This is a genomic window from Campylobacter sp. RM12642 (genome assembly GCF_020137635.1).
Classification (GTDB): domain Bacteria; phylum Campylobacterota; class Campylobacteria; order Campylobacterales; family Campylobacteraceae; genus Campylobacter_E.
This window is the reverse complement of the sequence record NZ_JACGAT010000011.1, coordinates 40,667-60,044: the sequence shown is the minus strand read 5'-3', so window position 1 is coordinate 60,044 and position 19,378 is coordinate 40,667. Positions and strand designations below refer to the sequence as shown.

20 protein-coding genes are annotated in these 19,378 nt (G+C 27.0%); 9 read left to right on the top strand and 11 right to left on the bottom strand.

Translation table 11 applies throughout. The annotated features are described in order from the left end of the window. From AVBRAN12642_RS05705 to murJ, 8 genes are all read right to left on the bottom strand, one after another. Positions 1-1,037 (bottom strand): M50 family metallopeptidase (locus AVBRAN12642_RS05705; RefSeq protein WP_336608095.1); only part of this gene is annotated, 1,037 nt, incomplete at its 3' end. Next, positions 1,034-1,573 carry a CDP-diacylglycerol--glycerol-3-phosphate 3-phosphatidyltransferase gene (gene pgsA, locus AVBRAN12642_RS05700; RefSeq protein ID WP_214117756.1) on the bottom strand — a complete coding sequence of 180 codons (540 nt, stop codon included), beginning with the start codon at positions 1,571-1,573 and terminating at the stop codon, positions 1,034-1,036. The genes AVBRAN12642_RS05705 and pgsA, both read right to left, overlap by 4 nt. Beyond that, positions 1,573-2,355 carry an enoyl-ACP reductase gene (locus tag AVBRAN12642_RS05695; RefSeq protein WP_336608094.1) on the bottom strand — a complete coding sequence of 261 codons (783 nt, stop codon included), beginning with the start codon at positions 2,353-2,355 and terminating at the stop codon, positions 1,573-1,575. Before AVBRAN12642_RS05695 ends, pgsA begins: the two co-directional genes overlap by 1 nt. Then, positions 2,355-3,248, bottom strand: coding sequence for a 4-hydroxy-tetrahydrodipicolinate synthase (gene dapA, locus AVBRAN12642_RS05690; RefSeq protein ID WP_214117734.1), 894 nt, complete (start codon positions 3,246-3,248; stop codon positions 2,355-2,357). The genes AVBRAN12642_RS05695 and dapA overlap by 1 nt, the downstream gene beginning before the upstream one ends. Beyond that, on the bottom strand, positions 3,245-4,474 hold the full coding sequence (locus AVBRAN12642_RS05685; RefSeq protein ID WP_336608093.1) for a M16 family metallopeptidase: 1,230 nt from the start codon (positions 4,472-4,474) through the stop codon (positions 3,245-3,247). The genes dapA and AVBRAN12642_RS05685 overlap by 4 nt, the downstream gene beginning before the upstream one ends. 10 nt (positions 4,475-4,484) lie before the next feature. Continuing rightward, positions 4,485-6,239, bottom strand: coding sequence for an ABC transporter ATP-binding protein (locus AVBRAN12642_RS05680; RefSeq protein ID WP_214119930.1), 1,755 nt, complete (start codon positions 6,237-6,239; stop codon positions 4,485-4,487). Then, the gene (gene cysS / locus AVBRAN12642_RS05675; RefSeq protein WP_336608092.1) at positions 6,236-7,582 is read right to left on the bottom strand and encodes a cysteine--tRNA ligase; all 1,347 of its coding nucleotides are present in this window, start codon (positions 7,580-7,582) and stop codon (positions 6,236-6,238) included. Before cysS ends, AVBRAN12642_RS05680 begins: the two co-directional genes overlap by 4 nt. Next, positions 7,569-8,981, bottom strand: coding sequence for a murein biosynthesis integral membrane protein MurJ (gene murJ / locus AVBRAN12642_RS05670; protein ID WP_336608091.1), 1,413 nt, complete (start codon positions 8,979-8,981; stop codon positions 7,569-7,571). The genes cysS and murJ overlap by 14 nt, the downstream gene beginning before the upstream one ends. A gap of 62 nt (positions 8,982-9,043) precedes the next feature. Between murJ and AVBRAN12642_RS05665 the strand changes: the two genes are divergently transcribed. Genes AVBRAN12642_RS05665 through AVBRAN12642_RS05625 form a run of 9 tightly spaced genes read left to right on the top strand, consistent with a single transcriptional unit; the run spans position 9,044 to position 17,369 of the window. Next, entirely contained in the window at positions 9,044-10,927 is a 1,884-nt protein-coding gene (locus AVBRAN12642_RS05665; RefSeq protein WP_214117729.1) for a flagellar assembly protein A, read from the top strand. Beyond that, positions 10,924-11,478, top strand: a complete 555-nt coding sequence (gene ruvA, locus AVBRAN12642_RS05660; RefSeq protein WP_214117728.1) for a Holliday junction branch migration protein RuvA — start codon at positions 10,924-10,926, stop codon at positions 11,476-11,478. The genes AVBRAN12642_RS05665 and ruvA overlap by 4 nt, the downstream gene beginning before the upstream one ends. A gap of 9 nt (positions 11,479-11,487) precedes the next feature. Continuing rightward, positions 11,488-12,504, top strand: coding sequence for a D-alanine--D-alanine ligase (locus AVBRAN12642_RS05655; protein WP_214117727.1), 1,017 nt, complete (start codon positions 11,488-11,490; stop codon positions 12,502-12,504). After that, positions 12,504-12,998, top strand: coding sequence for a thermonuclease family protein (locus AVBRAN12642_RS05650; RefSeq protein WP_214117726.1), 495 nt, complete (start codon positions 12,504-12,506; stop codon positions 12,996-12,998). The genes AVBRAN12642_RS05655 and AVBRAN12642_RS05650 overlap by 1 nt, the downstream gene beginning before the upstream one ends. Further along, entirely contained in the window at positions 12,995-13,147 is a 153-nt protein-coding gene (locus tag AVBRAN12642_RS05645; protein WP_214119933.1) for a hypothetical protein, read from the top strand. Before AVBRAN12642_RS05650 ends, AVBRAN12642_RS05645 begins: the two co-directional genes overlap by 4 nt. Next, positions 13,120-13,563: a hypothetical protein gene (locus AVBRAN12642_RS05640; protein WP_214119934.1), complete on the top strand. Its 444-nt coding sequence runs from the start codon at positions 13,120-13,122 to the stop codon at positions 13,561-13,563. Before AVBRAN12642_RS05645 ends, AVBRAN12642_RS05640 begins: the two co-directional genes overlap by 28 nt. 1 nt (position 13,564) lies before the next feature. Continuing rightward, positions 13,565-14,452, top strand: a complete 888-nt coding sequence (locus AVBRAN12642_RS05635) for a polyprenyl synthetase family protein (protein WP_214119935.1) — start codon at positions 13,565-13,567, stop codon at positions 14,450-14,452. After that, positions 14,452-15,678, top strand: coding sequence for a glutamyl-tRNA reductase (hemA, locus tag AVBRAN12642_RS05630; RefSeq protein WP_214117722.1), 1,227 nt, complete (start codon positions 14,452-14,454; stop codon positions 15,676-15,678). The genes AVBRAN12642_RS05635 and hemA overlap by 1 nt, the downstream gene beginning before the upstream one ends. Further along, positions 15,675-17,369, top strand: coding sequence for a proline--tRNA ligase (locus AVBRAN12642_RS05625; protein WP_214117721.1), 1,695 nt, complete (start codon positions 15,675-15,677; stop codon positions 17,367-17,369). The genes hemA and AVBRAN12642_RS05625 overlap by 4 nt, the downstream gene beginning before the upstream one ends. Positions 17,370-17,418: 49 nt before the next feature. Here the strand turns inward: AVBRAN12642_RS05625 and AVBRAN12642_RS05620 are convergent, their stop codons facing one another. From AVBRAN12642_RS05620 to AVBRAN12642_RS05610, 3 genes are all read right to left on the bottom strand, one after another. Then, complete coding sequence (locus AVBRAN12642_RS05620; protein ID WP_336608090.1) at positions 17,419-18,039, bottom strand: hypothetical protein; 621 nt, start codon at positions 18,037-18,039, stop codon at positions 17,419-17,421. A 45-nt stretch (positions 18,040-18,084) separates the two neighbouring features. Continuing rightward, positions 18,085-18,696 (bottom strand): hypothetical protein, encoded by a 612-nt coding sequence (locus AVBRAN12642_RS05615; RefSeq protein WP_336608089.1) that lies wholly within the window; start codon positions 18,694-18,696, stop codon positions 18,085-18,087. 283 nt (positions 18,697-18,979) lie between these two features. After that, complete coding sequence (locus tag AVBRAN12642_RS05610) at positions 18,980-19,315, bottom strand: hypothetical protein (protein ID WP_336608088.1); 336 nt, start codon at positions 19,313-19,315, stop codon at positions 18,980-18,982. Positions 19,316-19,378: the final 63 nt, after the last annotated feature.

The window sequence follows — 19,378 nt, the reverse complement described above, 5'->3', positions numbered from 1 at the left end:
AAAAACATTCCGATATAACTAAGTGTAATAAATACTTTTTGGTTTACTTCTCTTTTAAAAACTAACTCATATAAATTAAAAACTATATGCCCGCCATCAAGCACAGGAATAGGTAAAAGGTTTAAAATCCCAAGATTAATTGATAGTAAAGCCGTGATTATTAGCAGTTTTGAAATTCCAAGTGTAGTAGCCATTGTGGTTGTGTCGGCTATGCTTATAATTCCACCTATATTTTTAGGGCTAACTTCAGCTAATATTAATTTTTTAAGACCTTCAAGGATTAAAAAAGCCCCATCTAAACTCTCTTTAAAAGCCCAAGCAAACACACTAAAATCTCTATGATATTCTATAAAAGTCTCATTTTTAGGCACAATTCCTAATAGTGGTTTTGTGATGATTTCTCCGAAAATATTTTGAGTTTTGCCTTCGTAAGTTTTAATATCAAGTTCTAAAATTTCATTATTTCTTAATACTTTTACATTAATACTACTATCATTTACGAGTGGTTTGATATCGTAAAAATTATTAATTTTAGTGCCATTGATTTCTAATATTTTATCATTTACTTTTAGTTTTGTATCAGCATATTCGCTAAGCGCACCAATAGTCGGACTAAGCCTTTCAACCCCTATAAAACCTAAACTTATATAGATGAAAAACGCTAAAAGTAGGTTAAAAAATGGACCTGCAAAAAGAATTAAAATCTTTTTAAATGGGTGTAATACCGAATAGCTATCATAATCATAAGTTTTAAGAGTAGGGTCGCTATCATCTTGACCTTTCATCTTGACATATCCACCTAAAAATACGCTTGATATTTGATAATCAGTGCCTTTATAATGCTTCACATAAATTGGCTTTCCAAACCCTATGCTAAATGTTAAAACTCTAACTTTAAAGTATTTTGCAGCTAAAAAATGCCCTAATTCATGAAAAAATATCAAAAAAGAAAGTATTAAAATAGTGCCTAAAAAACTAGCCCCATAATGCCAAAAGCAAAAAGCTAAAACAATAAAAGTTAGAATTATATTCTTCATTTTTTTGCCTTAGCATATTCTATTACATAAATAGCCCCAGAATAAATAGTAAAGAAAAAGCATAGATAAAATAAAATATCTTTTCCCCACCAATCCATTAGTAAAAATCCAATTGCTAACATTTGAAATGTTGTTTTGATTTTACCACTCATATTTGCAGCGATTTTAAGCCCATCAGCTACTATCATAACTCTTAAACCAGTTATAAAAAACTCACGAACTAAGATAAAATAAACTAGAATTTCATTAACCCTTCCCATCATCATAAGCCCTAAAAATGCCGCTAAGGTAAGCATTTTATCAGCCAAAGGGTCTAAAATCTCTCCTAAAATTGTTTTTTGATTCCAAGACCTTGCAATATATCCATCAAAAAAATCAGTTATAGAAGCAATGGTAAAAATAAGAGCTGCTAAATAATTTATCCAAGAAATATGTATATTGTGAGTATTAACCAACACATTTGAATGCGTTAATAATATAAATAAAATTGGTGCTAGGACTATCCTAGCACTAGCCAAAAGATTAGGTAAATTCATCACTTGAATGTTGTTCCACCATCTACAATGAATGTATGTCCTGTAACCCAACTAGCTTTATCGGTGCATAAGAATAAACATGCACCTGCTAAATCTTCAGGTTGCCCCATACGATTTAATGGGCTTAAATTCATTGTAGCTTGTTTTACTTCTTCATAATTAGTAAATGCTTTTAGAGCATCAGTATCAATTGGACCACCACTTACAACATTTACACGGATATTTTTCTCGCCTAATTCAGTTGCTGCATATCTAGCCATTGCTTCAACAGCAGCTTTTGCTGTTCCATGACCTGCATAGTTTTCAATATGAACTAAATTCCCTGTGCTAGAAATTGAAATAATACTTCCACCGCCAATTTTTTCCATTCTCTTAGCTGCTTCTTGAGCACCACAAACAAAAGCATTAACGGTAGCTGTAAAGATATTATTAATTCCACGAGGTTTAAGTTTCATAAACTTAGTATATCCACCTACAACTGCACGACCTGTAATAATTGCATTTGAGATAAAGAAATCAACCCTATCAAAATCTTCATCAATTTTTAAAAATAAATCTTTATAAGTTTCAGGCTCAAGTATATCAAATGGATAGCATTTAGCTTTAACTTTGTAAGTTTTTTCAATATCAGCAACGATTTCTTGTGCGATTTGTTCGTTTGAATTATAAGTAAATGCAACATTACAACCTGCTTTTGCAAATTCATACACAATAGCCTTACCTATACCACGAGTTCCACCGCTTATTACTAATACTTTATCTTTAAAATTAATCTCTTGCATTAAAATCCTTTTATATCATAATTTTTCATAACTTCTTCTATTCTTTTTAGATTTTCTTTACTAGGAGCGCAAAGTGGCAAACGATATTCAAGACTAGGAAGTAATCCTGCTATAAACATTGCTGCTTTTATTGGAATTGGGTTGCTCTCACAAAATAAAATCTTATTTATATTATAAAGTTTATCGTTAATAGATTTTGCATTTTTATAGTTTTCTTTTAAAGCTTCGTGAGTTAAATTAGCAATTTCATTTGGTAAAAGATTTGAAGTAACGCTAATTACACCACTACCACCATTGCTTAAAATAGGATAATTTATACTATCTTCTCCACTTACAAGTCTTAGTTTTGGCTCGTTTGCTAATAAATCTACGCACTTATCTATATTTCCACTTGCTTCTTTTACTCCGTAAATATTAGGACAATTTCTAAAAAGTTCAATTATAGTTTGACTAGCTATTTCACAACCTGTTCTTCCTGGAACATTATAAAGCATAATAGGAATATCAATTGATTTAGCAATAGCTTCATAGTGTTTATATAATCCACTTTGCATAGGTTTATTATAATATGGAGTAATGCTTAAAATCCCATCAGCTCCACACTCTTGAGCAAATTTTGCTAAAGATATTGCTTCGTGAGTTGCATTTGAGCCTGCACCTGCTAAAACCTTAGTATTTGTTCCTTTACAAACACTTACTGCGATTTCTATACATCTTTTATGCTCTTCATGAGTTAAAGTTGGGCTTTCTCCCGTGGTTCCAACAGGAACTACTGCATCAATTCCATTTGCTATTTGTCTTTTAACTAGCTTTTCATAACTAAGTTCATCAATTTTATCATTTTTAAATGGTGTTATTAAAGCTGTCATTGCACCTATTATTTCTTTTTTCATACTTTCTCCTTTAAAATTATTTGAGTTAAATTGTCATCTTTTAGATATTTTTTAAAAACTTGGTTTAAAATTTTATAATCTAATTCTTTTGAAGTTAGAGAATTTAAAAATACATTTACATCTCCAAAACATTCAAATTTACCAATTCCACTCGCTAAAGCACTTGGGTTGGATTTTACTTGATTTATGCTTAATTCTAATTGATTATAAATTGTTCTTGTATCAAATTTATTAAATTTTGTTTGATTAATTAATTTTTTTAGTTGCTTTATTGCTGATTTTGTATTTACTAAATCATTACAAACTCCAAAAATTATAAATAAATTTTCATTCTTAGAGCTTTGTGCGTAAAAGTCCAAATCAGCACATAGATTATATTCATTTATCATTTTATTTTTTATAATTGAGTTTTTATCAAGATTTAAAAATATTGAAATAGCCTTTAAATACTCAAAATCTTCGTGATTAAATGCAGGTATTTTATAAGCACAAGCAAAAATATTAGAATTTAGATTAGGAAAACTAAGTTCTATTTCTTTTAGACCTGTTCTATCTGGTTCATATACTTTATTTTGCGTGATTTTTTTTGCTGATTTTTTACTAAAAATCTCTTCGCACATACTAAAAATATCAATATTAGCTAAATCTCCGCTAATTACTATACAAGCATTATTTGGTGCATAGAATTTAGTATAAAATTCTTTTACAATTTTAGGTGTAATATTTGCTATATCATCAGCAAATCCAATCGGCGTCCAATGATAACTAGTCTTTATAAAAGCGTAATTATAAATAGCATTATATAAATACCCAAAAGCATCATTTCCTACTCTTAATCTCTCTTCTTCAAGGACTACATCTCTTTCTTTATAAAATTCATCTTTATTAAACAATAACTCACTCATCATACTAAAATATAATTCTAAAACTCTTTTAATATGAATATTTGCGATATTTACATAGTATTGAGTGTAATCAAAACTAGTGCAAGCATTATTTACTCCACCTAATGCTTTTATTATCTCATCAAATTCTCCAGCTTTATGAGTTTTTGTGCTTTTAAAAGATAGGTGTTCTAGCAAATGTGCTATACCGCTTTTGCCTAATTCTTCATAACTTGAGCCTACTTTATAAAAGATATTTACACTAGCTACACCTGAATTATCATTTAGATTTACAGCATAAATTTTTAAGCCATTTTTTAATACTTTACTTTCTATATTCATTTTATCTCTTTTAACATTCTTCAAATTTTTCTTTTAATTTTTTATAAAATTCATTATTTTCTAAGCTTTTATCGTTTCCAAATCCCACCATTTTAGAATTATCTAAAATCAAAATATTATCAGCAATTGCAATAGAATTTAGTCTATGTGCTATTAGAATAATTATCTTATCTTGCTTAATATTTACTAAGCTTTTTGATATTAAATTCTGACTTTCATTATCTAAAGCACTTGTTGCTTCATCAAAAATTATTATTTCAGGATTTTTATAAAACGCTCTTGCAAGTGCTAGGCGTTGTCTTTGACCGCCACTAAAATTATTACCTTTTTCACTTAGTTTAGTATAAATTCCATCAGGCATAGCACTTATAAAATCATAAGCATTTGCAAGTTTTAAAGCATTAATAACTCTTTCTTCATCAAATTCATTTGCATAAGCAATATTATTTGCAATAGTATCGCTAAATAAATAAATATTTTGTGTAACTATTGCTATTTTTTCTCTTAAGCTATCTAGTGAATAGTTTTTATAATTGTTATTGTTTATTTTAATTTCTCCAGAATTTAGCTCATAAAATCTTAAAATAGTATTTACTAAAGAGCTTTTTCCGCTACCACTTCTTCCTATAATTGCGGTGATTTCGCCTTTTTTAAACTCTATACTAACATTATCTAAAGCTAATTTATTATCGTATTTTAAACTAGCATTTTGTAATTTTAGGCTTTTAATTTCTTGATTTAAATTCTCATCTCCACCTTTAATCTCTGGCTCAAGGTCAAGTAAATAAAAAGTCCTTGTGCTAGCCGCTAAGTTTGTTTGAAGACTTGCATAAAGACTTGTAATTCTTTTAACAGGAGTATATATTAAAAATAAAGCCGTTAAAAATGAGAAAAAATTGCCTATTTGCATAGAGCCATTTATAACTTCCATTCCACCTATTATTATAGTTGCCGATACGCCTAAAGCACCAAAAGTTTCCATAATAGGGCTTGTAAAGGCATTTATTTTAGTTCCACGATAGATTAATTTTGCTACATTTTCATTACTATTTTTGTATTTTTCTAGTTCTAATTTTTCAGCATTTGATGATTTAACTAGCTCAATATTGCCTAAAATCTCATTTAGTCTTGAAGTAAGCTCGGCATAATTTTGTTGTGTTGCTATTCCTATGCTTTTTAATTTTTTTATGAAATATCTAATAGGAAGCATAGCAGCAGGTAAGATAATAAATGCAAAAAAAGCTAATTTTGGGCTTTGAGAAATCACTACATAAAGTAAGCCTAAGGTTGTAATTATTTCTCTTGTAATATCAGGAATGAAATTAGTAAGCACATTTTGAAGACTTCCAATATCATTTAAAGAGCGTGATATTAGCTCTCCACTAGGGTGTTTTTGAAAGAATTTCATATCCATTACTATGATTTTTTTTAGGATTTTTTGTCTTAGTCTTTTTGTAATTTCTATACCTATAAAACCCATATTAATTGTTTGCATATAAAGACCTAAATTCTTTATAAAATATAAAGCAAACACACCTAAAGGTAAGATATATAATAATGTTACATCTTTTTCTACAAAGATTTTATTTAAAATCGGTTCAATAATCTTAGCACTACCAGCAGTTCCAGCTGAAGCTAAAATCATACCTATTATTGCTAGAAAAAATCTTATTTTATAATCTTTAAAATAGTGCTTAAACCTTTTTAATACATAAGATAATTTTAATTGGGATACATTTTGATTTTCTATTTCTTTTAAATTCATAAAATCTCCCAATCAACACCATTAGCGCTATCTTGAATGCTTACGCCTAAATTACTTAATTCGTTTCTAATACTATCGGCTTTTGCGTAATCTTTATTTTTTTTAGCTTCATTTCTTTCATCAATTAATTTTAGAATTTGAATACGGAATTTCTCATCACAATTTTGTAAATATTCATTAGGATTAATCACTCCAACTCCTAATAATTCAACAATAGCTAAAAACTCATTTTTAAGCTCATCATTAGCTTTTATAGTATTTGCATAATTTACCCATTCATCTACAATTGCAAGTGCTTTTGAAGTATTTAAATCATCGCTTAAAGCTTCAATTAGTTTTGATTTTAGCTCACTATTGGGTGCTATTGTTTTTAAATCTAGCTCATTTAAATTAAGCTTTTTTTTCACTCTAAATATTTTATCAAGGCGTTTTTTAGAAGCTTTTAAATCAGTAATTGTGTAATTAAAATCTTGTCTATAATGAGTGCTTAGTAAATAAAATCTAAGTGTTTCTCCGCTAAATTCTTTTAAAGCGTCTTTTACAAAAAAGCTATTATTTAGACTTTTACTCATTTTTTCGTTATTAATATTTACAAAGCCATTATGTAGCCAAAAAGTAGCTAGTTCGTTTTTAGTTGCTAAACGACATTGACAAGCTTCGTTTTCGTGGTGTGGAAATAACAAATCAGCCCCACCACAATGAATGTGTAATTTAGGAAAAATATCTAAAATCATACAAACACATTCAGTATGCCAACCAGGACGACCTGTGCCAAAACTTGCTTTATAATAATTCTCATCAAATTTCCATAATACAAAATCACTTTCATTCTTTTTATCTACTTCATTTTCAAGTCTTGAGATAGTATCATCTTGAGGTTTGTTTGAAATACTTAAATAAAGTTTATCTAAACTTGTATTTAAATATATTCCATCATCTAATCTATAAGCATATTTTAATTCAAGCAATTTTTCAATAAAACTAATCATTTGATTAATATATTCAGTTGCTCTTGGGCTAATATCAGGCTCTAAAACATTTAAAGCTTTCATATCAGCTTCATAACTTTTAATATAAGTTTCGCTAATTTCAGCTAGACTTTTGCCACTTTCATTCATTTTTTTGATTAATTTATCATCAATATCTGTGTAGTTTTTCGCTAATTTTACTTCAAAACCATTTGCTTTAATTACTCTTTTTAATAAATCAAAACTTATGCTTGACCTTGCATGGCCTAAATGTGCGTCATCATAAACGGTTGGACCGCAAACATATATATTTATACATTCATTTTTATATGTAAATTCTTCTTTTTTTCTAGTTTGTGAGTTAAAAAATTGCATTTAAAAATCCTTTTAAATATATTAAAACATAAGCAAATATTACACTAATAAAGATAATTCCTAAGCAAACGCTAGGTCTTAAAATACTAAAAAATCTAGCATAAGAAAACACAAAAAGATAAGCAAGTAATATAAACCAAGCAGAAATATTAGCACTTATACAAAACGCTAAAATACCAAAATCTTTTATCAAACATAAACTTGCAATTATACTTATAAAACAAGACATTATTGAAATCTTAGCAGCAATTGAGTGTAAATAATTTGCATTTATCCAAGCTAAAAATAATTTTGAAATTCCAAGTGGAACTATACATAATATATAAAGTCTTAAGACTTTAGCGCATTCAAGTGTGTTTTCATTTGTAAATGCTCCACGCTCAAATAAGAGTTTAATTATCTCTTCGCTTAAAATATAGCCTGTTAATGCAGCAAGTATTAATAAAAGTAGCATTAATTCAAATATTTTTTGAATACTTAAAATAGCATTTTGAATTTTTCCTTGTTTAATATAAGTAATTAAGCTTGGGAAAAATACTTGAGTAAAAGCAATAGCAATTAAGGCTAATGGGAGTTGATAAAGTCTAGTTGAATAATTAAGATATGAAATACTTGCGTGAGCCAATGAACTAGCTAGAGCAATTTCAACTAATGAGTTTAATTGTGAACTTGATGAGCCAATTAAAGATGAGCTAAAATTTTTAAAAAAGCCTTTAAGAGAAGTTTTTTTATTTTTATGATTTAAATTCTTTACATAAATTATCATAGAATGAAAGATTTTATTATCTTTTAAAGCAATCATTAAAATAATTACTTGAATAAAAGCACTTATTAAAATAAAATAAGTAATCATTTTAAGCAATTGTAATTTTTCTAAATCTTTAAATATTAAAAGAGCAGCTACACAGGCAAAATTAAAAATAGAAGCGCTTATGCTAGTTATAAAAAATCTACCTTTATAATTAAGTAAAGACGCAAAAAACGAAGCACAAAAAATAATCACTAAATACCAAATATTAAGCCCGATTAAAGGTGCTGATATTTTTTTTATCTCATCATCAAAACCATAGGCTATTAGATTAGTAAAGATATTAGAAAACATAAAAACAATTAAGGCTATTAAACTAAGTATAGCTATAAAAATTATAAGTATCTTTACACAAAATTCGCCTTTACGATTAGTCTTGGCTAGATTTGGTAAAAAGCTTTGATTAAATGTGCCTTCGGTAAATAAGGTTCTAAAAACACTCGGAAGCTTTATCATTATAAAAAATATATCAGAATAAATACTAGCCCCTAAAAATCTAGCTAGTAAAAAATCTCTACAAAAGCCACTTATTCTTGATATTAAAATACCAAAAATATTGAAAAAATATTTTTTTATTAGTTCTTGTTTCATTCATTTTACTTTTTTAATTTATTTTTAGGTATATTAACGAAAAAAAATAAAGGCTTTACAATTTGGAAAAATACATAATCAAAACAGATAAACCTTATGATGAATTAACAAATTATGCAAATAGATATAGAAAAGATATAAATAATTTAGATTTTAAGGTTCTTCATTATGAGACAATAATTACTAAAGATGGAATGTCTCAAACCCTTTTAGAACACGAATTAGAAGTATTTAACGATGATAAATTCTTTAATGACGATATGGAAATTAAACAAATATACGAAATAGAAATAATAGACAATATTGTTCCATTAATTGATTTTAAGATAGGAACAAATAAAAATCTTACTAAGGTAGTAGCAAATTTTAGTGCTATAAATTATGATGACAAAATAGAATTTGCTGAATATATAGAAAATATTAGAGATTTAATTAATAAAAAATTTATAAAAGCAGGTTTATTACTAGGCATTAGAGAATTTACTTTTCAAGAGCAGCTTGTAAAAATGCTAAAGGCATTTGAGAGTAAGCAAATTATGGAAGCTAGTATAGTTTTAGCTAAGGGGATTGAGCCAATTAATGCTATTAATTCAGAAACCAAGCTTTATTATAAAGATAAAAAAGTAGATGAAAATGCTAAAATTGATTATTCTCAGCGTGGTTTTATAAATGCTATTAGTAAAGATGAATTAATAATTGAATTTATTAAACCAATAAAAGCTGTTAATGGTAAGGATTTAAAAGGAAATATTATTAACGCTACTAATTCTAATATTATAAGTGAGCCTGATTTTAAGGTTAGTGAAAATATTAGAATGCTTGAAGATGATTTGAGTATAAAGTATTATGCAAATATAAATGGCTATGTAACTTTTGTTTATAGAGATAAGTTGTATGATATAAAAGATAGTGTTAGCGTTCAAGCTGTGGAATTTAAAACAACAGGTTCAATTGATGCAGGTATTAATAAAGATATTACTTTAAATGTTGATGAACAAGATTATTTAAAAGACGCAGTAGGGGCAAATCTTAGTATAGAAGTAAGCACACTTAATGTAAAAGGAAATATCGCTCAAAATTCAGTAGTAAAAGCAAAAATTGCAAATATAGGCGGACAAACTCATTCAAAAAGTAAGATTTATGCGAAAAAAATCAATATAGAAGTGCATAGGGGTTATTGCGAAGGCGAAGATATAGAAGTAAATAGGCTTGAAAATGGCGTTATTGTAGGAAAAAATGTAAGAGTAAAACACGCATTAGGCGGTAAAATCATAGCAAATAAAGTAATGATAGATACACTTACAACTAATACAACTATAGAAGTTAGTGATATTGCAGTTGTTAAAGAGTGTTTAGGAGAAAATAACAAATTCTTAGTAAGTGCTAGTAAATCTCCAATAATTGTTAAAAGTCTTGAAAAAACTTTAGGTCAATTAGCCGAAGTAAATAAAAATTTATTATCTTTACCAAAAATTATAGATAGTAAAAAATCAATCATAGACGCTAATAAAGATAGTATTATGCAAATTAAACAAAGATTAGCAGAGATGAAACAAAGTAATATTATTCCACCTACTGCATTTTTGCAAAAAATTAGAGATTATCAAAATGTTGTGCTTGAATATAATGATTTAATTACTAAATTAAAAGATTTTAAAGATAAGCATAAAGATTTAGAAGATGATTTAAAAAGATTGCAAAATAAAGTCTATGAAGCAAAGGTTATAAATACTAAAAGATGGGCGAATTTAAATGAAATTAAATTCAAATTACTTTATCCTGATATTGAGCTAACTTATAATACTAAAGAATATGAAGATTTATATTGTTTAAAATTAGAAAGAGTTATGATAGGTGATGAAGAAAGTGCAAAAATAGTAAAGCTAAAAAGAACAGAAGTTAAAAATTACGAAGATGAATTTATGGAAGAAAAGGAAGATTATTGATAGTTTATTTAGAAGGTGAAGTTATTAAAAAAACTCCTGCGTTTATAATCTTAAAAACTTATGGAGTAGGGTATGGAATAAATCTTAGCTTATTAAGTGCTGCTAGGATTAATAAAGGAGATAAAGTAGCTTTATTAATTACTCAAATTATTAAAGAAGATTCAAATAAATTATATGGCTTTTTAGATGAAAGTGAGCAAATATTATTTGAAGCCTTAATAAAAGTAAATGGTATAGGTGCTACAAGTGCTATGGCACTTCTATCATCAATGGATGTAGCGAGTTTGCAAAGTGCTATTATTAATGAAAACGCAAAAGCTTTATGCAAAGCTCCAGGAATTGGTGCTAAGAGTGCAAGTAGATTAATATTAGAATTAAAAGATAAAATAATCAAATTAGGAATAAGTGCGGAGAATAATTATTATTACGAAGCTAGTGAAGCTTTACTTGCTTTAGGCTTTAAACAAGAAGCTGTGATTAAAGCTTTAAAAGATATTAATGCAAATAGTGTTAGCGAAGTAATAAAACTAGCTCTTAAAAAATTAAGTTAAGGAAAATAAATGAAATACGCAATGGTTTTTGGTGGGAATTCTTACGAGCATGAAATAAGCATAGTAAGTGCTGTAACTGTGGCAAAATTATTAGATGATGTAATTTTTATTTATGTTAGTTTTGATAATGAGTTTTATTTAATAGATAAAAACAATATGAATGCAAATTATTTTGCAAAAGGTGGTTTTAAAAATCTTAAGCCTTTAGTATTAAAACAAGGTGGCTTTTATCTTAAAAAGCTTTTAGGCGAAGAAAAAGTAGAATTTGATATAGCTATTAATATAGTTCATGGAAAAGATGGCGAAGATGGGAAATTAGCCTCTATGTTTGATTTTTATAATATAAAATACATAGGCCCTAGAACTGCTGCTTGTGTGCTTAGTTTTGATAAACATTTAACTAAACTTTATGCAAATGAAGTAGGGGTTAAAACAATTGCTTATAAATTATTAGAAAGCAAAAATGATGAGGTTGAATTACCTGTTATTTTAAAACCAGCTAGGCTTGGAAGTAGTATAGGTATAAATATAGTAAAAAATAAAGAAGATTTTGCTTATGCGTATGATAGCTCGTATGAATTTGATGACAAGATTTTAGCAGAGCCTTTTATTGAAAATATTCAAGAAGTAAATCTAGCAGGATTTTTTGATGGCGAAAAAATTGTATTTTCAAAGATTGAAGAGCCTAAGAAAAATGGTCATTTAGATTTTGACCAAAAATATCTAAGCTTTAAACAAGAAAAAATAGAAGAAGTAAAACTTAATGATGAGTTAGTAAATAAATTAAAAGACGCTTTTACTAGACTTTATTTGCCGTTGTTTAAAGGTGCTTTAATTAGATGTGATTTTTTTATTAAAGATAATGAGATTTATCTAAATGAGATTAATCCAAATCCAGGTTCTTATGCTAATTATTTATTTGATGATTTTAAATCTTCTTTAGAAAAATTAGCAAAATCTATTGAAAGTGATTTTAAAATTAAAGAAAATTTCACATTTTTAAATAAAATTGTAAGAGCTAAATAATGAGATTTGTTTTGATATTCTTGCTAAGTATTAATCTATTTGCAGGAGAGTATTTTGTATCAAAAGTAATGGATGGAGATACTATTCAAGTAAGAAAAGGCAAGAAAAAAACAAAAGTTAGATTATATGGCATTGACGCACCTGAAACAAGTCAGAATTTTGGTGCATATTGTACTAGGGTTTTGTCTTCTAAAATAATTGGCAAAAAGGTTGATTTGAAAATCAAAGGCAAAGATAAATATAAAAGAACCATAGCAATTGTATATTTAGATGAGGTAGATATAAATCGCTATGTAGTTCAGCAAGGTTGTGCTTGGGCGTATTCTTATTATACAAATATGTATAAAAGCGATGAGTTAAAAGCAAGACAAGAATTAAAAGGCTTATGGATAGATAAAAACGCTCAAAATCCTTATGAATGGAGAAAAAAGCATAAAAATAGAAGAAGTGAAAGTGAAGAGCTTAAAAAGTTATTTCAATGGTTGATAGCATGAAAAAATTGATTGTTTTAATAGCTATTATTTTTAGCTCGTGTGCTAGTAAAGATGGAATTAGGCTTCATTATTATGAAGATTGTAATGAATATTATGACGCAGCTGGGGTTTATCATAAAGAATGTCCAAACAATATTATAGATTTTTAATACTGATTTTTTTTAGTATTAATTTATTTGCGGGTGTGCCTAATTTTGCTTATGAAAAAGAATATATTTTAAAAAAAGATGAATTAGAATGGTTTTTCATAAGTCCTAAGGGTGAAGAAAAATGGCAAAAATATGCCTTTAGATGGACGCATTTTGATAATACGAATTTGATTTTGCTAACTAATTTTAAAGATTATAAAAATTATAGAAAACAATATGTATTATCTCTTAGAAGGGGGCTTGATTTTGTTAAAGAACAAATTTTGCCTAATTACAAAAATCCTAGCATTGATAAAGTTACACTTTTTTTAGAATTTAAGGATTTTAAAGATAATAAAGCTAAAATAAGGGTTTTAGTTATTGATAACGATGGAAGAGTAGATATTGAGTTTAATAAGAATTTAAAAGGGAAGTAGTATGGAAAAGATAGATTTTTATATAAATGAATTTATAAAAGAGTTAAAGCATCCTAGTATTTATGAGTATTTAGCCAAGGTAAATCACGGCAAAAGATTACGCTCAAAACTGATTTTAAAAATAGCTGGAGTTAGTGATGAAGCTTATAAATTATGTGCAGTAATTGAGTGTATTCATCTAGCATCACTTATGCACGATGATGTAATAGATGAAGCACTAACTAGAAGAAATGCTCCAAGTATTAATGCAATTTATGGCGATAAAACTGCTATTATGCTAGGTGATATTTTATATTCAATTGCGTTTTATAATTTATGCTCTTTTAAAAGTGAAATAGCAGCCTGTGTTGGTCGTGCAGTTGCCTTGCTTAGTAGTGGCGAATTGCTTGATGTAGAGCTTGGAGAAAGCTTTAATGAAGATGAGAGCAAATATTATGAAATGATTTATAAAAAAACTGCTTCATTAATAGAAGCAAGTGCATATGCAGCAGCACTTTTAGCTAATTATCCTAACGCTAGTGATTATAAAGAATTTGGTAAAAATCTAGGAATTGCCTTTCAAATAGTTGATGATATTTTAGATATTACTCAAGATGAAGCTACTTTAGGAAAGCCAAATCTAAATGATTATAAAGAAGGCAAAGTTACTCTTCCATACATTATGCTAGATAAAAAATTGCAAGGCGATGATAAAGCAAGGCTAAGGTCTTATTTTTGTAAGACTTTAAGCAAAGATGAATTATCGTGGATAAAAGAGCAATTTTTAAAATACGATTTAATAAATGCAAGTATAAATGAAGCTAAAAATTACGGAGAACTTGCATTAAAATACGCAAGTAGCGATGAATTAAAAGAAATCGTTAAAAAAATGATTTTTAGGGAGTTTTGATGCATTATTTTAGCGTTAGTTTTACTCATAAAAATACAAGTATTGAAGTAAGAGAAAGACTAGCTTTAAGTGATGAATTTAAGAAAAAAGAAATTTATAAATTAATCTTAGCTAATGATTACATAGAAGAATGCGTGATTTTAAGCACCTGTAATAGAATAGAAATAATGTGTTATATTGAAAACCAAGTGGGTGTTTATGAATACATAATAAAGTGCTTATGTTTAATTTGTAAGATTGATGAGCAACTTATCAAAAATTCTCCTGATATTTACGAAGGCAGTGGGTTTATTCATCATCTTTTTAGTGTTTCAAGTTCACTTGATAGCCTTGTAATAGGGGAAACTCAAATCACAGGTCAATTAAAACAAGCCTTGCAAAGTGCTAATTATTCTCCTAATTTAGAAGTAGCGATTAATTATTCTTTTAAATGTGCTGCAATGGTTAGAAATAAAACCGCTATTTCAAAAAACTCTGTATCAGTAAGCTCTGTTGCAGTAGCAAAAGCAAGAGAGATTTGTGATATTAAAACTAAAAAAATCCTTTTAATAGGAAGTGGTTTGATGATAGAATTAGCTGCAAAACACTTGCTAAATCATACAAAAGGAAATATTGCGATAATTTCAAGAACCAAAGCAAATGCTTTAAAACTAGCAAATGAACTAGATTTAATATGCTTAGATTATGAAGATTTAATCTCTATTTTAAATTCTTATGAGCTTATATTTTGTGCTACTAGTTCAAATGAACCTATAATTACTAAAGATATTATAAGTCCGGTTGAGTTTAAAAGGTATTTTTTTGATATTGCTGTGCCAAGAGATATTGAGCTTGAAAATAGCGAATTGATAGAAGTTTTTAGCGTTGATAGTCTAAATGAAATAGTTAAGAAAAATATGCAATTTAAAGATGAAGAAGCAAAAATTGCTTTTAGTGTAGTTGCAAAAATGGTTAATGAGTTTTATAAGGATTTAAATGTAATTCAAGTAACTCCTATAATAAAAGCTATGAGAATTAGAGCAGATGAAATCATAAATCAAGAATTAGCAATAGCAATTAAGAAAGGTTATTTAAAAAATAGTGATAATGAAGAAGCATTGAAATTCGCAAAACAAGTTATGAAGTCTTATTTGCACGAACCTACAATAAGACTTAAAAATATTGATGATGAAGGTTTAGAAACGCAAAGTTTAAATTATTTATTTAATGTGAAGGAAAACGAATGAGATTTTCAAAATTATACGCACCAACGACAAAAGAAGCACCAAGAGATGCTATCTTAAAAAGTCATATTTTACTTAGTAGAGCAGCTTATATAGAGCAACTTGGCTCAGGACTTTATAGTTATTTACCATTAGGGCTTGAAGTATTAGAAAATATTAAAAATATTGTAATTAAGCATATGAAAAATGCAGGAGCAAACTATTTAAATCTTAGTTTTGTATGCCCGTTAAATTATTGGGATGAGAGTGGAAGAAGTGCTAAATTTGGTAAAGAATTGCTAAGGTTTAAGGATAGAAAAGAAAATGATTTTATCCTAAGTCCGACAGCAGAAGAAGCAATAGTTGCACTTGTGCGTGGAAAAATTACAAGCTATAAACAATTGCCTATTAATTTATTTCAAATTCAAACTAAATTCCGTGATGAAGCAAGACCTAGATTTGGACTTTTTAGAGCTCGTGAGTTTATTATGAAAGACGCTTATAGTTTTCATGATTCGCTTGAGTCTTTAGAAGCTGAGTTTTTAAATATGCAAGAAGCGTATTGTAAAATTTTTGATGAATTAGGGTTAAATTATGCGATTGTAGAAGCAGATAGCGGAGCAATTGGTGGAAGTGGTTCAAGAGAATTTATGGTAATTAGTCCTAGTGGAGAAGATGATTTGGCTATTTGTGAATGTGGATATTGTGCTAATATAGAAACAGCAAAAAGAGCTAAAAGAAAATTTATTAAAGAAATAGAAGCTGATTTTGCAAAATTTCACACTCCAAATGTAAAAACCATAGAAGATTTAGCTAAATTCTTTAAATGCAAAGAGCATAATTTCATAAAAGCAGTAGCAAAAAAAGCAATATATGTAGATAAAGAAGAAATCATAGTATATTTTATAAGAGGTTGCGATGAGCTAAATGAAACTAAGGCTTTAAATGCAGCTAATGCACTTGATTTAGTAGATGCAAGTGAAGAAGAATTAATAAAAGCTAATTTAGTTCCAGGATTTATTGGGCTTAAGGATTGTCCTGTTAGATTTTTCATAGATAGCGAGTTAGAAAATGAAAGCGATTTAATTTGTGGGGCAAACGAAAAAGACTATCATTATGTAGGATTTAAGGTAACTAGCTTTTTACAAGAGCGTTTTTATGATTTAAGCTTGGTTAAAGAAAATGATGAATGCCATAAGTGCAATAAAGCTTTAAAAATTACAAAAGGCATTGAAGTAGGGCATATATTTAAATTAGGCGATAAGTATTCAAGTGCTATGAATGCAACTTATCTTGATAATAATGGCAAGGCAAAACCTTTTATAATGGGTTGTTATGGTATAGGAATTAGTAGGCTTTTAGCAGTAATTGCTGAATGCAATAATGATGATTATGGGCTTATTTTTGATAAAAATATTTCAGCATTTACATTACAAATCATAATATCAGATATTAAAAATGAAGAGCAAGTTAAGTTTGCAAATGATATATATGAGTATTGTTTGGCTAATGGCATTAAGGTTTTATTAGATGATAGAAATGAGCGTTTTGGTGTAAAAATGAGTGATTATGAGTTAATAGGCACACCTTATGCTATTGTAGTGGGTAAAAAACTTGATGATAATTTGGTAGAATTTAGAGCTCGTAAAACACTTGAAAAACTAGAATTAAACTCAAACGAAGTTAAAGATAAATTATCAAATCTTTTAAAATAATTTTATTCATTTAAAACTATAAATAATATTTATAAATTATTTATAGTTTTTATAATCTAAATCTACCTTTAGAACTTATTGCTTTATATATATTTTCAATATAACCACAACTATCTATAAAAAACTCTTCACTAACTTCGTTAAAATCATTATTTTCATCAAAGTAATAATACTTCACAAACAATCTTTCAGATTCAAAAACAAATGAAGTTTCATCATAAAAATATTTATCATTTTTTATTACTAGCTCATTATTAAATTTATTTATTTTTGAAGTTTTTAATAAGTCTTTGCTAAATTCTTTTACTTCTTTTATTTCATCTATATTTTTATAATTTTGAACTTTTTCTAATTTTTCTACATTTGCATGACGATTAAAATAATCTTTTATAGCGAGTTTTTGTCGTTCTAGGTATTCAATTTTACACTTATAGCCAAATTTATTATAATCTATTTTATAAGTTTTATCAGTATTAAAATCATAATAGTTCAAATTATTCTCACTTAGGTCTGCTTCAATTCTATATAATTTTGTTTTAAGCTCATTAAATTCTTCTAATGGGTCGGTGTTATTACTTATAAAATTATAAGTTAATGCAAAATAACATAAAGCAAGTATTAAACATAATAAACTTATAACAAATATTAATTTAACTATTCTAAAAAACATTTAAAATCCTAACAATTATTAATTACTTTCATACTAACTCTTTTACTACATACGCTCAATATAACCACAATCATCTATTAAAAACTCATAATTTTCTTCAAGCAAATTATTATTAAAACTAAAGTAATAATATTTTACAAATAATTTTCCATCTTTAAAAATAAAAGAATTTTTATCATAAAAATGCTCAAAACCATCAATTGTTAGCTCGTAATTAAATTCATAGATTTGTGAAGTTTTTAATAAATCTTTGCTAAATTTTTTTATTTCTTTTATTTCATCTATACTTTTATAATTATTGATTTTTTCTAATTGCGTATGTGGATATCTTTCAAAAAAATTTTGAATAGCGTATTCTTGTTTTTGTAACTCATCAATAATGCAACCATATCCAAGTTCATTGTAATTTACCTTATATGTTCTTTTATCACCAAAATCATAATATGGTTTATATCCTTGCTTTAATAAAATTTCTTCAACTTTTTTTAATTCTTTTGTTACCTTAACAAAATCACTATAATCATAAGGTTTTGTAACATAATATTCTATTATTGTAAAAGCGCCGATGAATAAAATAGATAATATAAATAGTATGCAAAGCAATGCAAATATACAATACAATAATTTTCTTATAAACTCTATCAGCTTAGAATACATTTATCGCTCCAAATATAAAACAACTTTTATGGTTTAGTATATCAAATAAGTTTATTTAAATTCTTTTAAACAATAAGGTTAATTGATGGTGTAAAATATTTTGGAATTTAAATTAGGATTTTAATAAATTTAAAAATGTTTTATTGCAAAAATAGTTGGAATTAAAAGTTATCATTTTTTGCTTTTATATTTTATATAACGATAAAATAAAATAGTAGATATAAAAGCTATAGCAAGACTTAATATGCTATTTTTTATAGGAAGTGATGCGATATTGTCTATATTAAATTTCTTTAGTATTTTTAATTAAAACATATTTATCAATAATTAATATATGAAATACATGCATAAAATAACCATACAAAAATATTAAGATAAAAAAACATATAAGTTCGTTAGCTATAACACAATAAAACACATACATTAAAATAATACTAAAAATAAGAGCAAAAATATTGCAAATAAAAATCAAAATTCCTAAAATATCTCTTGTTTGATGTTTGTAAATAGCTTTACAATAATCGCATTTCATTATATACCCTAAATCTTCATCAAAAACATGTGTTTTAGGTAAAGGAATTTTATTTTTACAAACTTCACATTTTTTATAAAAAAACATTTAAATGCCTTAACTTGCTAATTAATTTTTTATAATATAAAGTTTTAGTAAAAAATCCATAAA

Coding starts and splice junctions, on each gene's coding strand:
- AVBRAN12642_RS05695 (WP_336608094.1), bottom strand. CDS start 2,355: ATGCAAGAGATTAATTTTAAAGATAAAGTATTAGTAATAAGCGGTGGA.
- AVBRAN12642_RS05655 (WP_214117727.1), top strand. CDS start 11,488: ATGAAATACGCAATGGTTTTTGGTGGGAATTCTTACGAGCATGAAATA.
- AVBRAN12642_RS05685 (WP_336608093.1), bottom strand. CDS start 4,474: ATGAATATAGAAAGTAAAGTATTAAAAAATGGCTTAAAAATTTATGCT.
- AVBRAN12642_RS05640 (WP_214119934.1), top strand. CDS start 13,120: ATGTCCAAACAATATTATAGATTTTTAATACTGATTTTTTTTAGTATT.
- pgsA (WP_214117756.1), bottom strand. CDS start 1,573: ATGAATTTACCTAATCTTTTGGCTAGTGCTAGGATAGTCCTAGCACCA.
- AVBRAN12642_RS05650 (WP_214117726.1), top strand. CDS start 12,504: ATGAGATTTGTTTTGATATTCTTGCTAAGTATTAATCTATTTGCAGGA.
- AVBRAN12642_RS05635 (WP_214119935.1), top strand. CDS start 13,565: ATGGAAAAGATAGATTTTTATATAAATGAATTTATAAAAGAGTTAAAG.
- murJ (WP_336608091.1), bottom strand. CDS start 8,981: ATGAAACAAGAACTAATAAAAAAATATTTTTTCAATATTTTTGGTATT.
- cysS (WP_336608092.1), bottom strand. CDS start 7,582: ATGCAATTTTTTAACTCACAAACTAGAAAAAAAGAAGAATTTACATAT.
- hemA (WP_214117722.1), top strand. CDS start 14,452: ATGCATTATTTTAGCGTTAGTTTTACTCATAAAAATACAAGTATTGAA.
- AVBRAN12642_RS05680 (WP_214119930.1), bottom strand. CDS start 6,239: ATGAATTTAAAAGAAATAGAAAATCAAAATGTATCCCAATTAAAATTA.
- AVBRAN12642_RS05625 (WP_214117721.1), top strand. CDS start 15,675: ATGAGATTTTCAAAATTATACGCACCAACGACAAAAGAAGCACCAAGA.
- AVBRAN12642_RS05645 (WP_214119933.1), top strand. CDS start 12,995: ATGAAAAAATTGATTGTTTTAATAGCTATTATTTTTAGCTCGTGTGCT.
- AVBRAN12642_RS05615 (WP_336608089.1), bottom strand. CDS start 18,696: ATGTATTCTAAGCTGATAGAGTTTATAAGAAAATTATTGTATTGTATA.
- AVBRAN12642_RS05620 (WP_336608090.1), bottom strand. CDS start 18,039: ATGTTTTTTAGAATAGTTAAATTAATATTTGTTATAAGTTTATTATGT.
- AVBRAN12642_RS05610 (WP_336608088.1), bottom strand. CDS start 19,315: ATGTTTTTTTATAAAAAATGTGAAGTTTGTAAAAATAAAATTCCTTTA.
- dapA (WP_214117734.1), bottom strand. CDS start 3,248: ATGAAAAAAGAAATAATAGGTGCAATGACAGCTTTAATAACACCATTT.